Raw genomic sequence first — 16,263 nt, 5'->3', positions numbered from 1 at the left:
GCCAATTCCCAGGAGCTTCCGATGGATCTGCTGTCCCGCTACCGCCCCACCTTGCTCGCCCAGGCCCTGTTGCTTGGCGCCAGCATCGGCCTGGCCCATCCCGTGCTGGCCGAACAGCCTCTGCGCCGTTACGACCTCCCCGCCGCGCCACTGGCCGAAGCCCTCAACCGCTTCGCCGAGCAGGCCGGCATCACCCTGCCGTACGACCCGCAGTTGGTGCAGGGCAAGCAGGCCAGGCCGGTGCGCGGCCAGTTGCCCACCGACATGGCGTTGTACCTGATGCTCGAAGGCACCGGGCTCAAGGCCGTGCAGGCCGCCGACGGCAACTGGGCGCTGCAGTTCGCCGCCAGCGCTGGCGACGCCCTGGAACTCGGCAGCACGCAGGTTCAGGGTCAAGGCATGGGCCAGGCCACCGAGGGCACACGCTCCTACACTACCGGGCTGGTGAGCGTCGGTTCGAAGACCCCGACAAGCCTGAAGGACACCCCGCAGTCGGTATCGGTGGTCAGCCGCCAGCTGATCGAGGACCGGCGCATGGTCAGCCTTGACGACGCGATGAAATTCACCCCCGGCATCACGCTGCGCAACGTCAATTTCAACACCCAGGAATTCATCTCCCGCGGCTTCCCGATCGACAACCTGCAGATCGACGGCACGGCACCGATGGACATCGGCAACGGTCTGGGCACCTTCTACAGCCAACGCAAGTACGACCTGGCCGCCTATGACCATGTCGAAGTGCTGCGCGGCGCCAGCGGCCTGCTCGGCGGCACCGGCAACCCGGGCGGCATCGTCAACCTGGTGCGCAAGCGCCCGCTCGATCACTACCAGCTCAAGCTCGAAGCCTCGGCGGGCTCGTGGGACAACTACCGCAGCGAAGTGGATGTCACAGGTCCCCTGGCCTTCGACGGCAAGCTGCGCGGACGGATGGTGGCCGCCTACCAGGACCGCCAGTACTTCTTCGACAACCGCAGCACCGAACGGCCGTTTTTCTATGGCGTGCTCGAGGCCGACGTCAGCGACGACACCATGCTCACTTTCGGCGGCAGCTACGACAAGGTCCATGAAAACGGCGTGGGCGACGGCCTGCCGCGCTACAGCACCGGCGGCGACCTGAAACTGCCGCGGCACACCTGGTACACCACCAACAGCGCCTGGAACGACAGCTACACCCGCGAGCTATTCGCCAAGCTCGACCATCACTTCTCCGATGACTGGAAGCTCAACACCTCCTACACCTATTCGTACAACGAAGGCTCCACCGAGGGCGTGATCCCCTACGGCTCCGTTGACGAGAACAGCAACACCGGCCCCTACTGGTGGGGCAGCTATGTCTCCAGCTGGAGCAAGCAGTCGGTGTTCGACGTCAACCTCTCCGGCACCTTCGACGCCTTCGGCCGCCAACACGAACTGCTGGTGGGTGGCGACTACCAGGAGGTCACCAGCCGCTGGCGCGCGGCCCAGGGCAAGGTCGGCCTGGGCGGCATGATCGACCTGTGGGACCCACAGTCGACACCGTTGCCGACCGAGGCCACCAACCATGCCTTCTACCGCGACTACTACCCCAACAAACGCAAGCAGTACGGTCTCTACTCCACCCTACGCCTGCAGTTGGCCGAGCCGCTCAAACTGGTGATCGGCGCCCGCGCCCAGCGCGATACCTTCGAACAGGCCTACGCCACACGCAATCGCGATGGCTCCGGGGACTGGGCTCGCCAGGACCAGGTCTCGCACAGCGAGCCGACCACCCTGGTGCCATTCGGTGGCCTGATCTACGCGCTCGACGACCAGTGGTCGACCTACGTCAGCTACGCCGAGATCTACAAACCCCAGGCGCAGAAACTCAAGGGCCCGGAAAAGTCCGGCACCTCCCTCGACCCGATGACCGGAAAGACCTACGAGACCGGGATCAAGGGCGAGCTGTTCGATGGAGCGCTGAACCTCAGCGCCGCGCTGTTCTACACAAAGCGTGAACATCAGGCGATCAAGGACCCCGCCTACCCTGACACACCGTTCAGCTACAGCGCCTCCTGCTGCTTCATCGGCCAGGGCAAGGTGGTCAGCAAGGGTATCGATCTGGAGGCCACCGGCGAAGTCCTGCCGGGCTGGGATGTGATCGCCGGCTATACCCTCAACCTGATGGATGACCAGAGCGAGGAGACGCTGTACAGCACCGTCACGCCCAAGCACCTGTTCAAGCTCTGGTCGGTCTACAACCTGCCGGGCGATTGGTCGGCGTGGCGCGTCGGCGCCGGGGTAACCGCCCAGAGCGCCAGCTACGTGGAAGGCAAGGCCTACCGCTTCGACGCCAACTGGAACACCGTGGGTGAAACCCCGTTCGATTTCAGCCAGAGCGGCTACGCCGTCTACGACGCCATGGTCGAGTACAAGGTCGACGATCACTGGACCCTGGCCCTGAACGGCAACAACCTGTTCGACCGCAAGTACTACGCCAGCGTCGGCACATCCGAGTACGGCAACTACTACGGTGAGCCACGCAACTTCGTGCTGACCTTGCGCGGCGTATTCGAATGAGGTCGCAACCTGATTCATGAAACCAGGCAGGTCGGCGTGTCGGGGCACGCCGATGTCCGGCACGTTGGGCGTCCACATCTCCGGGCGCCAGGTCGGACAAAACTCGACGCACTCTTTGAGCCCAACAGGCAAGGAACACCACTAAGCTCTGCCAGGCCGCAGGATGCGGCCATCACCTGCAAACACGGAGTGCCCCATGTCCCTCGCCCTCGTCCACAGCCGCGCCCAGGTGGGGGTGCAAGCACCCGCCGTCAGCGTCGAAACCCACCTGGCCAACGGCCTGCCCACGCTCACCCTGGTTGGTCTGCCGGAAACCACGGTCAAGGAGAGCAAGGATCGGGTCCGCAGCGCCATCGTCAACTCCGGGCTGGACTATCCGGCCCGGCGCATCACCCAGAGCCTAGCCCCGGCCGACCTGCCCAAGGACGGTGGCCGCTACGACCTGGCCATCGCCCTGGGCATCCTGGCCGCCAACGGCCAGGTACCGGTTGCCGCCCTCGACGGCATCGAATGCCTGGGCGAACTGGCGCTGTCGGGTACGTTGCGTCCGGTACAGGGCGTACTGCCTGCGGCACTGGCGGCGCGAGACGCGGGTCGGGCGCTGGTGGTGCCCAGGGAAAACGCCGAAGAGGCGAGCCTGGCAAGCGGCCTCGTGGTGTACGCGGTGGGGCACCTGCGGGAACTGGTCGCCCACCTGAATGCGCAACCGACATTATCACCCTACGCCGCGAATGGCCTGTTGCTTGAGCAACGCCCCTACCCGGACCTCAGCGAAGTACAAGGCCAGATCGCCGCCAAGCGGGCGCTGTTGGTCGCCGCAGCTGGCGCGCACAACCTGTTGTTCTCCGGCCCGCCGGGCACCGGCAAGACCCTGCTCGCCAGCCGCCTGCCCGGGCTGCTGCCGCCGCTGGACGAGCGCGAGGCGCTTGAGGTGGCGGCGATCCGCTCGGTCAGCGGCCATGCCCCGCTCGATTGCTGGCCACAGCGGCCGTTCCGCCACCCCCACCACTCGGCCTCCGGCCCGGCGCTGGTGGGTGGTGGCAGCCGGCCGCAACCCGGCGAGATCACCCTGGCGCACCATGGCGTGCTGTTCCTCGATGAGCTGCCCGAATTTGAACGGCGCGTGCTGGAGGTGCTGCGCGAGCCGCTGGAGTCCGGCGAGATCGTGGTGGCCCGGGCCAAGGACCGGGTGCGCTTCCCGGCGCGCTTTCAACTGGTGGCGGCCATGAACCCCTGTCCCTGCGGCTACCTGGGTGACCCCACCGGTCGTTGCCGGTGCAGCAGCGAGCAGATCCAGCGCTACCGCAACAAGTTGTCCGGCCCCCTGCTCGACCGCATCGACCTGCACCTGACGGTGGCCCGGGAAAGCACCGTGCTGACCCACCAGCCCAGCGGCGAGACCAGCGCCAGTGTTGGCCAGCGGGTGGCCGAGGCACGGAAGCTGCAGCAGCGCCGGCAGGGCTGCGCCAATGCCTTCCTCGACCTCAAGGGGCTGCGCCGGCACTGCCCGCTGGAGCCGGTCGACCAGGCCTGGCTGGAGCAGGCCTGCGAACGGCTGACGCTCTCGTTGCGGGCAGCGCACCGGTTGCTGAAGGTGGCCCGCACCCTGGCGGACCTGGAGGGCGCGCAAGCCATAGCCAGGTCGCACCTGGCGGAGGCGCTGCAGTATCGGCCCAGCGCCTGATCTTTTACGGCGGTTTTCCGCGCAATCACCCGCTGCATCAAGGCTGAGCCCCTTCGACAGACCCACTCAATCAGCGTCATAGCGGAAATATATTTTGTGCGCTAAATATTTGCGCGCATTATTCATCTCAAGCAGCAAGCAGTCGCCAACCCCACTCAGCAGAACCCGGAGAACGATCATGACCCTTCGCAAAGCCTTCGCCGTCACTGTCACCACCCTGGCCCTCGGCACCAGCGTCAGCAGCTTCGCCAGCGAAGCCACCCCGTACCGCTATGGCATGGACCTGGACATCGCCAAGGTCGTCAGCGTCGATGCCCCCGTCAGCACCCAAGGCCAGACCAGCACCGCCACCCTGACCTACCGCGACAGCAGCGGCCAGCTGCGCGCCGTGAGCTACGTGCAACCCACCGTCCTCGCCAACCAGAACTGAGCCGCGGCTCGCCCGCCAAAGGAGCTAGAACATGAAACTGTCCCACACCCTGACCGCCGGCCTGCTGGCCCTTGCCGTGAACAGCGCCTTCGCCGCCGGCAGCCCCGGCGTCGAGCACACCACCCAAGGCTTCCTCGACGCCCTGGCCGCCGGTGGCGGCAAGCCGCTGGAGACGCTCGCGCCCAAGGATGCCCGTGCGGTGCTGAGCGGTGCCCAGGCCGGGGTGAAGGTCGATGTGTCGGGGATCCGCGTCGAACGCCGGACCATCCAGGCCGACGGTCAGCCGCTGGAGATCCGCGTGGTGCGGCCCGAAGGATCCAAGGGCGAGCTGCCAGTGTTCATGTTCTTCCACGGCGGCGGCTGGGTGCTGGGAGACTACCCCACCCACGAACGCCTGATCCGTGACCTGGTGGTGGGCTCCGGCGCTGCGGCGGTCTACGTCGACTACACGCCGTCACCGGAAGCGAAGTTCCCCACCGCGATCAACCAGGCCTACGCCGCCACCCGCTGGGTCGCCGAGCACGGCAAGGAGATCGGTGTTGACGGTAGCCGCCTGGCGGTAGCCGGCAACAGCGTCGGCGGCAACATGGCTGCGGTGGTGGCACTGAAGGCCAAGGAGGCCGGCACACCGAAGCTGCGCTTCCAGGCCCTGCTGTGGCCGGTGACCGACGCCAACTTCAACAACGCGTCCTACAACCAGTTCGCCGAAGGCCACTTCCTGACCCGCAACATGATGCAGTGGTTCTGGAACAACTACACCACCGACCCGCGTCAACGCGACGACATCCATGCCTCGCCACTGCGCGCCAGCCTCGAGCAGTTGCAAGGCCTGCCACCAGCCCTGGTACAGACCGCCGAGATGGATGTGCTGCGCGACGAAGGCGAAGCCTACGCCCGCAAGCTGGACGCCGCCGGGGTACCGGTGATCGCCGTGCGCTACAACGGCATGATCCATGACTACGGCCTGCTCAACGTGCTGAGCACCGTGCCCAGTGTGCGCAGTGCCATGGACCAGGCGGCGCAGGCGCTGAAAGCCCATTTGCAGTAAGCAGTTGATCGCGGGGCAAGCGCGCTCCCACGCAGGTATCAGACCTTCGTGGGAGCGCGCTTGCCCCGCGATTGATTCAGCAAAGGTCCCACTTTCGGAACGCTGCTTCCTGTAACTCCAGGATTGTCCTGTGTCCCTCGTCCCCCGAAAATGCCCGCCTCTTTCATCGATGACATAAGCTGTTGCATCACACGCTGCCGCACGCAGTTCAAGGAGTCCGAGCAATGCCACACGAAGGCAGCCTTCTACAAACCGCCGTCATCTTCCTCCTCGCCGCCGTGGTCGCCGTGCCGCTGGCCAAGCGCCTGCAACTGGGCGCCGTGCTCGGCTACCTGCTGGCCGGCGTGGCCATCGGCCCGCAGGCCCTGGGGCTGATCCGCGACACCGAGAGCGTCGCGCACATCTCCGAGCTGGGCGTGGTGTTGCTGCTGTTCATCATCGGCCTGGAGCTTTCACCACGACGCTTGTGGCTGATGCGCAAATCGGTGTTCGGCGTCGGCACCGCGCAGGTGGTCCTGACCGGCGCGGTACTGGGCGCCATCGCCCTGTTCGGCTTCAGCCAGACGCTACCCGCGGCCATCGTGCTCGGCCTTGGCCTGGCCCTGTCGTCCACCGCGCTGGGCCTGCAGAGCCTGGCCGAAAGCAAGCAGCTCAATGCGCCCCACGGTCGGCTGGCCTTCGCCATCCTGCTATTCCAGGACATCGCCGCCATCCCGTTGATCGCCCTGGTGCCGCTGCTGGCCGCCAGCGGCCCGGACACCAGCCACGGCGACAGCCTCGAACATGGCCTGAAGGTGTTCGCCAGCATCGCCATCGTCATCGTCGGCGGCCGCTATCTGCTGCGCCCGTTGTTCCGTATCGTCGCCCGCACCGGGTTGCCGGAAGTGTCCACCGCCACCGCGCTGCTGGTGGTGATCGGCACCGCCTGGTTGATGGAGGAGGCCGGCGTGTCCATGGCCCTGGGCGCCTTCCTCGCCGGCCTGCTGCTGGCCGACTCCGAATACCGCCATGAACTGGAATCGCAGATCGAGCCGTTCAAGGGCCTGCTGCTGGGCCTGTTCTTCATCAGCGTCGGCATGGGCGCCAACCTGCGCCTGCTGCTGGAAATGCCGCTGGTGCTGCTGGGCCTGACCCTGCTGCTGATCGGCGTGAAGCTTACGTTGCTGATCGGCGTCGGCCGCCTGGCCGGTGGCCTGAACAGCGCCAGCGCCCTGCGCCTGGGGATGGTGCTGGCTGCCGGCGGCGAGTTTGCCTTCGTGGTGTTCAAGCTGGGCAAGGACCAGGGCCTGTTCGACACCCAGACCTACGACCTGCTGCTGATGACCATCACCCTGTCGATGGCGCTAACGCCGCTGCTGATGCTCGGCTGCGCCCGCGCCTTGAAGCGCCCGCAGCCCGCCCGCGAGGTGCCCGAGCAGTACAAGGCCATCGACGCTGGCACCCCGCGCGTGGTGATCGCCGGCATGGGCCGCATGGGCCAGATCGTCGCGCGCATCCTGCGGGCGCAGAAGATCCCGTTCATAGCCCTGGAGACCTCGGTGGACGCCATCGAGATGACCCGCATGTTCGAACAGGTGCCGGTGTTCTATGGCGACCCACTGCGCCCCGAAGTGCTGCACGCGGCCAAGGTCGGCGAGGCCGAGTATTTCATCATCACCATCGACGACCCCGAGGTAGCCATTCACACCGCGGAGCGGGCCAAGCGCCTGTACCCGCACCTGAAGGTGATCGCCCGGGCACGTAACCGTCAGCATGTGCACAAGCTGATGGACGTGGGTGCCGACCCGATCCGCGAGACGTTCTATTCCAGCCTGGAGATGAGCCGCCGCGCGCTGGTCGGGCTGGGGCTCACCGAAGCACAGGCGACAGACCGCATCGCCCGGTTCACCGAACATGACGAGCAGGTGCTGGAGGCCCAAGGGCAGGTCCGCGACGACCGGGCCAAGGTGATGCAGACGGCCAAGGAAGCGCGGGTGGAGCTGGAACGGTTGTTTGCGTCGGATGAGGATTGAGGCTCAGGCGAACGCCAGCCGCTCGATAGGTGGATGCTCGCGGTGCGCGGCCTGCCACAGGTCGTAGGCCGCCTGTTCGGCCAGGTACTGACAGGCACTGCCAAGCCCGGCCAGTTCGAGGCGATAGGCCAGGTCGGCTGAAATGGCTGCGTGGCCGTTGAGCACTGTGGATAACTGACCACGTGAATAGCCCAGGTGGCGGGCCAGGGAGGAGACGTTCATGCCAATGGCGGGCAGGACGTCTTCGCGCAGGGCTTCTCCGGGGTGGGGAGGGTTGTGCATGATTGTCACTTCATCTTGAAATCTGGGGCCGCTTTGCGCCCCCCAGTTCAAACAGCAGATCGAGGTCTCACCCTACGCTGATGATCCAGCCACCAACGGGGTTCCTACGCCAGTTCTCGCCACTGGATAGCAACTGGTTTCGCGCTCGCCTGAAACCATACAACAGCGGCAGAGAAGATCAACCGAGAAGCCTCCGACAAGCTCGAAGGAACGTGTTCTAAAAACGCTCGAATCTGCCGAATTCATCCATGTCCTACGTGAGCTGAAAACCTTTCCCACTGGGCAGCCTACAGCCCAAGAAATACCCTACAAGGTCTGTCGATACCCTTCTGATTGTCCGGGGAAATCATGCCCTCTAGGCTGACCGGGTCGCTGTCGGTTCAGCGATCGGGCGTGGAAACCCGGTAGTCCTGAGAAGGTGCCGTAATGGCAGTTGTATGCGGGAGGCCTCTGGCCTACCGGGTGACCTTCTTTCCGGATTTCCACCCCGTGTACAACTGCCGCCCTCTGCGTGGAAACGGACGGTTGCAGTCAAACCTGAAGAAGGAATCTGCAATGAAAAAAATCGTTCCCGACCCACCCCTCCCCGACACCCGTCACCACGCCTTCGGCAAATGCGACGCCGGCCACCCACCGCTGTTTGCGGTCAACCCCAATATCAACGCCCACGACGCCTTGGTGCATGTCGCCGAGTACCTGCGCAGCGCCTACAACGTCGGCTACAAGGCGTTGGAGCATACGGATGAAACCGGCAGGAGCCTGCTGTGGGCCAGCCTGCATGGGATCGAGATGGCCGAGGGCCTGACCGAGGCGATGCTGGAGGGTATCGAGTCGCCCTGAGCGACATTGCCTTCAGGGAGTTGGATGAAGGCCATCACCGCCCGGTAGACTGCGCCCCACTACCCCGGCGCGCTGTGGAGATCGCCCCTTGGAAGACCTCAACTCCCTCTACTACTTCACCCAGGTGGTCGAGCACGGTGGCTTTGCCCCGGCCGGGCGGGCGCTGGACATGCCCAAATCCAAGCTCAGCCGGCGCATTGCCGACCTCGAGGAGCGCCTCGGCGTGCGCCTGCTGCACCGCACCAGCCGGCATTGTTCGCTGACCGAGATCGGCCAGGCCTACTACAACCGCTGCCTGGCCATGCGCGTGGAGGCAGAGGGCGCCGCCGAGATCATCGAGCGCAACCGCAGCGAACCCCGCGGGCTGGTACGCATCAGTTGCCCGACCACCCTGCTCAACTCCTGGGTCGGTCCGATGCTCACCCGCTACATGCTCAAGTACCCGCAGGTGGAGCTGTTCATCGAGAGCACCAACCGCCGCGTCGACCTGCTGCACGAGGGCTTCGACGTGGCGCTGCGGGTGCGCTTCCCGCCGCTGGAGAACACCGACATGGTGATGAAGGTGCTGAGCAACAGCACCCAGTGCCTGGTCGGGCATCCGTCGTTTCTCGAACAGCTTGCCGAAGGCTTCGACCCGCAGCAGCTCAGTGAGCTGCCCAGCGTCCATTGGGGCAGCGCCCAGCGTGAGTACCAGTGGGAGCTGTTCCAGGGCGAGGACATGAGCCGCAGCCTGGTGATCCCGCACACGCCGCGGATGGTCACCGATGATCTGTTTGCCTTGCGACACTTCGTGGTGGCGGGCGTGGGGATCGCGCACCTGCCCAGAGTGGCGGTGCGCGAGGACCTGGCGGCGGGGCGACTGGTGGAGATTTTGCCGGACTGGAACCCGCGATGCGGCATCGTGCATGCGATCTTCCCGTCGCGGCGCGGGCTGCTGCCGTCGGTGCGGTCGTTGATCGATCATCTGGCTGAAGAGTTCGCGGTCAGCGACATGGCGTAGCACGCCATCGCCGCTCCCACGAAGGTCAGTTACCTTGCGTGGGAGCGGCGATGCGGCGACCCGACTTGCCCCGCGATCAGGCCATCAGAAGGCGAAGCAGGAACAGCCCAGCGCCCCCCAGAAGCCCTGGTAATCACTTACCGGCACACTGGAGTGCCGCGCTTTCTCATGGCTGTGGGCATGCACCCCGCACGGCCCGACGCACTGGTGCAGCGCCGCCGCCATCGGCGCCCCGGCGCGCCAGTGCCCCGGCACCTTGACCACCGGCGACCACTCGGGCAACACAGGCACCTGCGCCGGGCCCAGCTTGTCGAACTCGGCGGCGCCGTACACCACCTTGCCGTCGACAACGGTCAACACCGACTCGATGCCCTTGATCGCCTCTTCATCGACGCTGAAGAAGTCCAGCGACAATGCCGCCAGGTCCGCCAGCTGGCCGACCTTGATCTGCCCCTTCTTGCCCTGCTCGCTGGAGAACCAGGCGCTGCCATGGGTAAACAGCTGCAGCGCGGTCTCTCGGCTCAAGCCCTCCGGGTACAGCTCCAGGCCACCGACAGTCTTGCCGCTGACCATCCAGTACAGCGAAGTCCACGGGTTGTAGCTGGACACCCGGGTCGCGTCGGTACCGGCACCCACCGGCACGCCCATGTCGAGCATGCGCTTGATCGGCGGGGTGTGCTCGGCGGCCTTGGCGCCGTAGCGGTCGACGAAGTATTCACCCTGGAAGGCCATGCGGTCCTGGATGGCGATACCGCCGCCCAGCGCCCGCACCCGCTCGATGTTCTGCGGGGTGATGGTCTCGGCATGGTCGAAGAACCATGGCAGGCCATTGAACGGAATGTCGCGATTGACCTTCTCGAACACGTCGAGCATGCGCGAGATCGACTCGTCGTAGGTGGCGTGCAGGCGGAACGGCCAGCGCTGCTCGACCAGGTGGCGCACCACCGGCTCCAGCTCCTGCTCCATGGTCTGCGGCAGGTCCGGACGCGGCTCGAGGAAGTCCTCGAAGTCGGCGGCGGAGAACACCAGCATCTCGCCGGCACCGTTGTGGCGGAAGAAGTCATTGCCGTCGCCCGGCTTGACCTTCTGCGTCCAGTTCTTGAAGTCGGTGAGCTCTTCCTTGGGCTTCTGGGTGAACAGGTTGTAGGCAATGCGCACGGTCAGCTGGTCGTTGTCGGCCAGTTCCTGGATCACCTGGTAGTCGTCCGGGTAGTTCTGGTAGCCGCCGCCGGCATCGATGGCGCTGGTCAGGCCGAGGCGGTTGAGCTCGCGCATGAACTGACGGGTGGAGTTGACCTGGTACTCCAATGGCAGCTTCGGTCCCTTGGCCAGGGTGGCGTAGAGGATCGTGGCATTGGGCCTTGCGATGAGCATGCCGGTGGGGTTGCCGAACTTGTCACGCTGGATCTCGCCACCCGGCGGATTCGGCGTGTCCTTGGTGTAGCCCACGGCCTTGAGCGCGGCGCGGTTGAGCAAGGCGCGATCGTACAGGTGCAGCAGGAATACCGGGGTGTCCGGCGCGGCCTGGTTGATCTCTTGCAAGGTGGGCATGCGCTTTTCGGCGAACTGGAATTCGTTCCAGCCACCAACCACGCGTACCCACTGCGGGCTCGGCGTGCGCTCGGCCTGGTCCTTGAGCATGCGCAGGGCGTCGGCCAGCGACGGTACGCCTTCCCAGCGCAGTTCGAGGTTGTAGTTCAGGCCGCCACGGATCAGGTGCAGGTGCGAGTCATTGAGGCCCGGGATGACCGTGCGCTGTTTGAGGTCGATGATCTGAGTAGCGGCGCCCTTGTGGGCCATGGCTTCGGCATCGCTGCCCACGGCGAGGAACTTGCCGTCCTTGATGGCAACGGCACTGGCGGTGGGCTTTTCACGGTCAATGGTATGCAGCTTGCCGTTGAACAGGATGAGGTCGGCAGTCATGGCGCCTCCTTGGGTGGCGGCGTGGGCGAAACCGGCGGCGCCGGCGAAGGGCAATGCGGACCAAAGTGCGCCAGCGGCGCCAAGTACCGTGCTGGTGGCCAGAAACTGGCGGCGGCTCTTGTCGTTGGGATCCTGGGACATGGTGTTCTCCCTCGAGGGCGGCAAGCGCGACTGAGCTTGCCACCGATGCATGACAGAGAAGGGGGCTGGGCTGGCCGTGGAAGACTAGCAGCGGGAACAACCAGGCGCCGTTTCCGGCGCCCGGTGTCTTACTTGCCGGCGGTCAGGGCGTTGTAGCTGGTGATCAGGTTGCGGTAATCAGGGATGTGGTTGGAGAACAACGCCGCCAGCCCTTCGACGTCGTTGCGCCAGTCGCGGTGCAGTTCACAGGCCACGCCGAACCAGGTCATCAGCTGGGCACCGGCCTGGCTCATGCGGTCGTGGGCAGCGTCGCGGGTCATTTCGTTGAAGGTGCCGGAGGCATCGGTGACCACGAACACATCGAACTCTTCTTCAAGGGCCGCCAGGGCCGGGAAGGCCACGCATACTTCGGTCACCACGCCGGCGATGATCAGTTGCTTCTTGCCGGTAGCCTTCACTGCCTTGACGAAGTCTTCGTTGTCCCAGGCGTTGATCTGGCCGGGGCGGGCGATGTAAGGGGCATCCGGGAACAGCTCTTTGAGCTCCGGCACCAGCGGGCCGTTGGGGCCTTGCTCGAAGCTGGTGGTGAGGATGGTCGGCAGGTTGAAGTACTTGGCCAGGTCGGCCAGGGCCAGCACGTTGTTCTTGAAGCGGTCCGGCTCGATGTCGCGGACCAGGGACAGCAGGCCGGCCTGGTGGTCGACCAGCAGTACGGCGGCGTCGTCTTTGTTCAGGCGGTTGTAAGTGAATTTGCTCATGGTCGTTGCTCCCAAAGGTGTGTGATTTTCGTTGCCATCGGTGTTTCGCGTTGATGGGCAAAGATTAGATTGATCACCTTTGAGCCGGTAGACGGCAAAAATTGGCCCTAGCGTTCTGTTTTATGAACGATAGTTTTCCCTTTACGCAGAGCCGCTCAACGGACCAGCTTCCAGACAATGTGTGAATTGCGACCACTGAGCCTGTACTCGCACCCCTGGAACAACCCCCAGATCAACGGGCCGAACGACAGGGCAAGCAACAGGGGGAACACATAAAGCCCCAGGATGAGCAATAACGAGAGCAGTTTGTGCTCGAAGGTCATGGCCAGCCTGTGGACCTCGCCCGCCCCTTCGAAGGTGTTGATGTCCAAGCCGCGCTGCCTGGCGAAGAACCAGGCATAGATCGCCAGGGCGGATGCGGACACCATCACACCCCCGAACATGAGTAGATTGATGAACCTGAGGGTTTCACACAATGTCATTGCTGCTCCTTGCCGGCATGCTCCACCAATTGGATGCCCCATTCGACGGAATCAGACCGGCCGCGCGCCATTGTTTCCAACTCATCGGCTTACAGCAAGAACGGCATGCCCTCGAAGCAGCCCGTTCTACGCCTCCTGCATGCCCATTGCGTGCCCCTTCAACCTGCTCTATTACTAGCCACAGCCCTCCCCCGCACCGAGACCATCATGCTGGCCTTCATCGAGTCCTCCCCGTTGTTGCTCGGCACCGCCCTGATCTTCCTCGACCTGCTGCTTTGGCACCTGATCCCATTGGAGCGCCGCGCCTGGCGCATCGCGTCGCGGCTGGCGATTTTCCTGCTGTTCAGCTGGCTCTTGCTGGCCGCGGGCATGAGCCCGCTGCAACCACCGCCCTGGGCCGACGATGTCTCGCGCAACCTGATGGCCACAGTGCTGGGGATCGGCTGGTGGCTGTTCGGCGCACGCACGGTGACGGTGGTGTTCGGCTTGTTGCTGGTGGCGCGGGGCAGCCACGGCGGGCGACTGCTGCAGGATGTGGTCGGGGCGCTGATTTTCCTGGTCGCAGCGGTGGCGGCGGCGGCCTATGTGATGCAGTTGCCGGTCAAAGGCCTGTTGGCGACCTCAGGGGTCATGGCCATCGTCATCGGCCTGGCGCTGCAGAGCACCCTGGCCGACGTGTTCTCGGGGATCGTGCTGAACACCACGCGGCCCTACCAGATCGGCGACGCGATCTCGATCGACGGCACCGAGGGCAAGGTGGTTGATATCGACTGGCGGGCCACCCGGCTGATCACTGGCAACAGCAGCCTGGCGGTGATCCCCAACTCGGTGGCGGCCAAGGCCAAGATCCTCAACTTCAGCCGTCCGGCCGAGGTGCACGGGGTGTCGATCAGCGTGGTGGTGCCGGCCAAGGTGCGCCCGCAAAGGGTGTTCGATGCGCTGGAGAAGACTCTGCAAGGCACCAGCATCCTGCTGGACAAGCCGGCGCCCAAGGTCACGGTAAAGGCTTCGACACTGGAGTCAGTGGAGTACGAGGCCAGCGGCTTCATCGCCGAGATGTCGCGCAAGACCGAGGTGCGCAACCAGTTGTTCGACCTCGCCCACCGCCACCTGGAAGCCAGCGGCGTGACCTGGAACACCGAGCTGGGCGCCCCGGTGCGCAGCCGCCAGCGCGAGCTGCTGGACGAAGTGCGGGTGTTCCGCTCGCTGAGCAACGAAGAGCGCGACGCCCTGAGCCAGCGCATGACCACGGTGGAATACCTCGCTGACCAGGTGATCCTCGACATCGGCGAGCGCTCGGAGCATGTGCTGCTGATCAGCCGCGGCGTGGTACTGGCGTCGGTGCGCGATGGCGAGCGGCTTATCGAGGGTGGCCGCATGGGGCCCGGCGAGGTGCTCGGGCTCGAGGGCCTGGTGGATGACGAGGCCTCGCCTGTCGAGTTTCGCGCCTTGAGTGGCTGCATGCTGTATCGCATCGACAAGGAACAGGTGCGCGGTTGCCTGGCCGAAAGTGGCGATGTGAAGTCGGCACTGACCAAACTGCAACGGTTCCGGCGGCAGAAGCGCGAGTCGCTGTTGTTGCAGAAGCCGGCGGTGGTGAAGAAGGGTGGCTTCCTCAGCTGGTTGCACAAATGACCGAGCTTCGTCGCCCGCACGGGCCCTATCGCCGGCAAGCCGACTCCCACAGGGCACGTGGAAAAGCCTGTGGGAGCTGCGGTTCGCCGCCGCGACTTGCCAGCGATGAGGCCGGAACAGGAACTACAGCACCACCCGCAGGCACTGCCCCGCGTGATACAGCGAGAACCCCGACTCGTAGAACGCCGTGCGCAACGATGGCGCGCTCACCGGCTTCATCGGCGAGAACGGAATCGGCAGGCTGTCCGGGTCGTCCTTGAGCAGAAATTCCGCAAAGGCCCGGCCAATCACCGTGCCGGTGGTGTTGCCCCGCCCGTTGTAGCCGGTGACCGCCACCAGCCCCGGCGCCGGTTCGAACAGGCGCATCAGGTGGTCTGGAGTGAAGTCGATGCAGCCGGTCCAGTGCATCTCCCATTCGACCTTGCCCAGCGCCGGGTAGTAGTGGCTCTGGATGCGGTCGGCCCAGCTGCGCACGAACCACGCGGGCTTGTTGTCGACCCGGCCTAGGCTGCCGAGCAGCAGCCGGCCCTGTTCGTCGCGGCGGATGCTGCTGAGCACGGTTCGGGTGTCCCACGAGCCCTGGCCATGGGGCAGGACCTGGTCGGCGGCGGCGCCGCGCAACGGCTTGGAAGCGACCTGGTAGTAGTAGCCGCGGAAGAAGTGCTTCTGCAGGTTGCTCCAATCGCCTTCGGTGTAGGCACCGGTAGAGATCACCACCTTGTCGGCACGCACTTCGCCCTGTGCTGTGCGCACCCGCCAGGCATCGCCGTCGCGCTCCAGGCCTTCGACCGCGGACTGCTGGAACAGCTTGCCGCCCAGCCGGGTCACGGCAGCGGCCAGGCCCTGGGTGTAACCCATGGGGTTGATGGTGCCGGCGCGGCGGTCGAGCAGCGCGGCGGAGATCTTGTCGGTACCGCAGTATTCCTGACATTGCGCGCCGGTCAGCAGCTCGACGTCGGCGCCGCGCCGGGTCCATTGCTGGTGGCGAGCTTCGAGGTCGGCGATGCCGGTGGCATTGTGTGCCATGTGCAGCGTCCCCTGGTGCCGGGCCTGGCAGTCGATACCCAGGCGCTCGATCATGGCGAACACTTCGCCCGGCGCCTCGCCGAGGACCTTGTTCAGGCGTCCGCCCTGCTTGTGCCCGAGGGTGGCCTCGACGTCGTCGGGGCGGATCCAGGTGCCGGCGTTGACCAGGCCGACGTTGCGCCCGGAGCCGCCATGGCCGATCTTCCAGGCCTCCAGCAGGATCACCGTCTTGCCCTGCTCCAGCAGATGGATGGCCGCCGACAGGCCGGTGATGCCGCCGCCGATCACGCAGACATCGGCCTTGTGCTCGCCGGCCAGGGCCTGGGCGGCAACGGTCGGCTGGGTGAGGTGTTCCCACAAGCATTCTTGACGCAGTTCGGACATGACCGGCTCCAGCAGATTTTATTCTTGTTGCGGCCCATCGTCGCGGTTCGTCGCCACGACAAGCCGGCTCCCACAGAGATCGA

The 16,263-nt window shown here is 65.3% G+C and carries 13 protein-coding genes; 8 read left to right on the top strand and 5 right to left on the bottom strand.

Going from position 1 to position 16,263, the window contains the following annotated elements:
* Positions 1 to 21 precede the first annotated feature (21 nt).
* The 5 genes from ACODS9_RS21250 to ACODS9_RS21230 all read left to right on the top strand — a co-directional run bounded on the left by ACODS9_RS21250 (position 22) and on the right by ACODS9_RS21230 (position 7,709).
* Complete coding sequence (locus ACODS9_RS21250; protein WP_489094692.1) at positions 22 to 2,535, top strand: TonB-dependent siderophore receptor; 2,514 nt, start codon at positions 22 to 24, stop codon at positions 2,533 to 2,535.
* A 196-nt stretch (positions 2,536 to 2,731) separates the two neighbouring features.
* The gene (locus ACODS9_RS21245) at positions 2,732 to 4,219 is read left to right on the top strand and encodes a YifB family Mg chelatase-like AAA ATPase (protein WP_489094691.1); all 1,488 of its coding nucleotides are present in this window, start codon (positions 2,732 to 2,734) and stop codon (positions 4,217 to 4,219) included.
* 178 nt (positions 4,220 to 4,397) lie between these two features.
* Complete coding sequence (locus ACODS9_RS21240) at positions 4,398 to 4,649, top strand: DUF2790 domain-containing protein (RefSeq protein ID WP_489094690.1); 252 nt, start codon at positions 4,398 to 4,400, stop codon at positions 4,647 to 4,649.
* A gap of 31 nt (positions 4,650 to 4,680) precedes the next feature.
* Positions 4,681 to 5,697: an alpha/beta hydrolase gene (locus tag ACODS9_RS21235; RefSeq protein WP_489094689.1), complete on the top strand. Its 1,017-nt coding sequence runs from the start codon at positions 4,681 to 4,683 to the stop codon at positions 5,695 to 5,697.
* 224 nt (positions 5,698 to 5,921) lie between these two features.
* Complete coding sequence (locus ACODS9_RS21230) at positions 5,922 to 7,709, top strand: monovalent cation:proton antiporter-2 (CPA2) family protein (protein WP_489094688.1); 1,788 nt, start codon at positions 5,922 to 5,924, stop codon at positions 7,707 to 7,709.
* Positions 7,710 to 7,712: 3 nt separating this feature from the next.
* On the opposite strand, the gene ACODS9_RS21225 is transcribed toward ACODS9_RS21230, so the two are convergent.
* Positions 7,713 to 7,991 carry a HigA family addiction module antitoxin gene (locus tag ACODS9_RS21225; protein WP_489094687.1) on the bottom strand — a complete coding sequence of 93 codons (279 nt, stop codon included), beginning with the start codon at positions 7,989 to 7,991 and terminating at the stop codon, positions 7,713 to 7,715.
* Positions 7,992 to 8,546: 555 nt separating this feature from the next.
* On the opposite strand from ACODS9_RS21225, the gene ACODS9_RS21220 reads away from it, so the two are divergent.
* Both ACODS9_RS21220 and ACODS9_RS21215 read left to right on the top strand, forming a co-directional pair.
* Positions 8,547 to 8,831, top strand: coding sequence for a DUF3077 domain-containing protein (locus ACODS9_RS21220; RefSeq protein ID WP_489094686.1), 285 nt, complete (start codon positions 8,547 to 8,549; stop codon positions 8,829 to 8,831).
* A gap of 88 nt (positions 8,832 to 8,919) precedes the next feature.
* Positions 8,920 to 9,831: a LysR substrate-binding domain-containing protein gene (locus ACODS9_RS21215; RefSeq protein WP_401108241.1), complete on the top strand. Its 912-nt coding sequence runs from the start codon at positions 8,920 to 8,922 to the stop codon at positions 9,829 to 9,831.
* An 84-nt stretch (positions 9,832 to 9,915) separates the two neighbouring features.
* On the opposite strand, the gene ACODS9_RS21210 is transcribed toward ACODS9_RS21215, so the two are convergent.
* The 3 genes from ACODS9_RS21210 to ACODS9_RS21200 form a co-directional block, all read right to left on the bottom strand.
* Positions 9,916 to 11,754 carry an amidohydrolase gene (locus ACODS9_RS21210; RefSeq protein ID WP_489094703.1) on the bottom strand — a complete coding sequence of 613 codons (1,839 nt, stop codon included), beginning with the start codon at positions 11,752 to 11,754 and terminating at the stop codon, positions 9,916 to 9,918.
* Positions 11,755 to 12,023: 269 nt separating this feature from the next.
* On the bottom strand, positions 12,024 to 12,653 hold the full coding sequence (gene ycaC, locus ACODS9_RS21205) for an isochorismate family cysteine hydrolase YcaC (protein ID WP_401108239.1): 630 nt from the start codon (positions 12,651 to 12,653) through the stop codon (positions 12,024 to 12,026).
* A gap of 155 nt (positions 12,654 to 12,808) precedes the next feature.
* Positions 12,809 to 13,135: a hypothetical protein gene (locus tag ACODS9_RS21200; protein WP_214500746.1), complete on the bottom strand. Its 327-nt coding sequence runs from the start codon at positions 13,133 to 13,135 to the stop codon at positions 12,809 to 12,811.
* Between the two features lie 207 nt (positions 13,136 to 13,342).
* On the opposite strand from ACODS9_RS21200, the gene ACODS9_RS21195 reads away from it, so the two are divergent.
* Entirely contained in the window at positions 13,343 to 14,770 is a 1,428-nt protein-coding gene (locus ACODS9_RS21195) for a mechanosensitive ion channel domain-containing protein (protein ID WP_489094685.1), read from the top strand.
* 123 nt (positions 14,771 to 14,893) lie between these two features.
* On the opposite strand, the gene amaA is transcribed toward ACODS9_RS21195, so the two are convergent.
* Positions 14,894 to 16,180: an L-pipecolate oxidase gene (gene amaA, locus ACODS9_RS21190; RefSeq protein ID WP_489094684.1), complete on the bottom strand. Its 1,287-nt coding sequence runs from the start codon at positions 16,178 to 16,180 to the stop codon at positions 14,894 to 14,896.
* Positions 16,181 to 16,263: the final 83 nt, after the last annotated feature.

The organism is Pseudomonas sp. FG36, assembly GCF_057809275.1.
This window is presented reverse-complemented; position numbering and strand designations above follow the sequence as displayed.

What these genes read in the sequence shown, in the direction of transcription:
- ycaC (WP_401108239.1), bottom strand. Translation starts at nt 12,653, where the DNA reads ATGAGCAAATTCACTTACAACCGCCTGAACAAAGACGACGCCGCCGTA.
- ACODS9_RS21195 (WP_489094685.1), top strand. Translation starts at nt 13,343, where the DNA reads ATGCTGGCCTTCATCGAGTCCTCCCCGTTGTTGCTCGGCACCGCCCTG.
- amaA (WP_489094684.1), bottom strand. Translation starts at nt 16,180, where the DNA reads ATGTCCGAACTGCGTCAAGAATGCTTGTGGGAACACCTCACCCAGCCG.
- ACODS9_RS21225 (WP_489094687.1), bottom strand. Translation starts at nt 7,991, where the DNA reads ATGCACAACCCTCCCCACCCCGGAGAAGCCCTGCGCGAAGACGTCCTG.
- ACODS9_RS21200 (WP_214500746.1), bottom strand. Translation starts at nt 13,135, where the DNA reads ATGACATTGTGTGAAACCCTCAGGTTCATCAATCTACTCATGTTCGGG.
- ACODS9_RS21210 (WP_489094703.1), bottom strand. Translation starts at nt 11,754, where the DNA reads ATGACTGCCGACCTCATCCTGTTCAACGGCAAGCTGCATACCATTGAC.
- ACODS9_RS21220 (WP_489094686.1), top strand. Translation starts at nt 8,547, where the DNA reads ATGAAAAAAATCGTTCCCGACCCACCCCTCCCCGACACCCGTCACCAC.
- ACODS9_RS21230 (WP_489094688.1), top strand. Translation starts at nt 5,922, where the DNA reads ATGCCACACGAAGGCAGCCTTCTACAAACCGCCGTCATCTTCCTCCTC.
- ACODS9_RS21245 (WP_489094691.1), top strand. Translation starts at nt 2,732, where the DNA reads ATGTCCCTCGCCCTCGTCCACAGCCGCGCCCAGGTGGGGGTGCAAGCA.
- ACODS9_RS21240 (WP_489094690.1), top strand. Translation starts at nt 4,398, where the DNA reads ATGACCCTTCGCAAAGCCTTCGCCGTCACTGTCACCACCCTGGCCCTC.
- ACODS9_RS21235 (WP_489094689.1), top strand. Translation starts at nt 4,681, where the DNA reads ATGAAACTGTCCCACACCCTGACCGCCGGCCTGCTGGCCCTTGCCGTG.
- ACODS9_RS21250 (WP_489094692.1), top strand. Translation starts at nt 22, where the DNA reads ATGGATCTGCTGTCCCGCTACCGCCCCACCTTGCTCGCCCAGGCCCTG.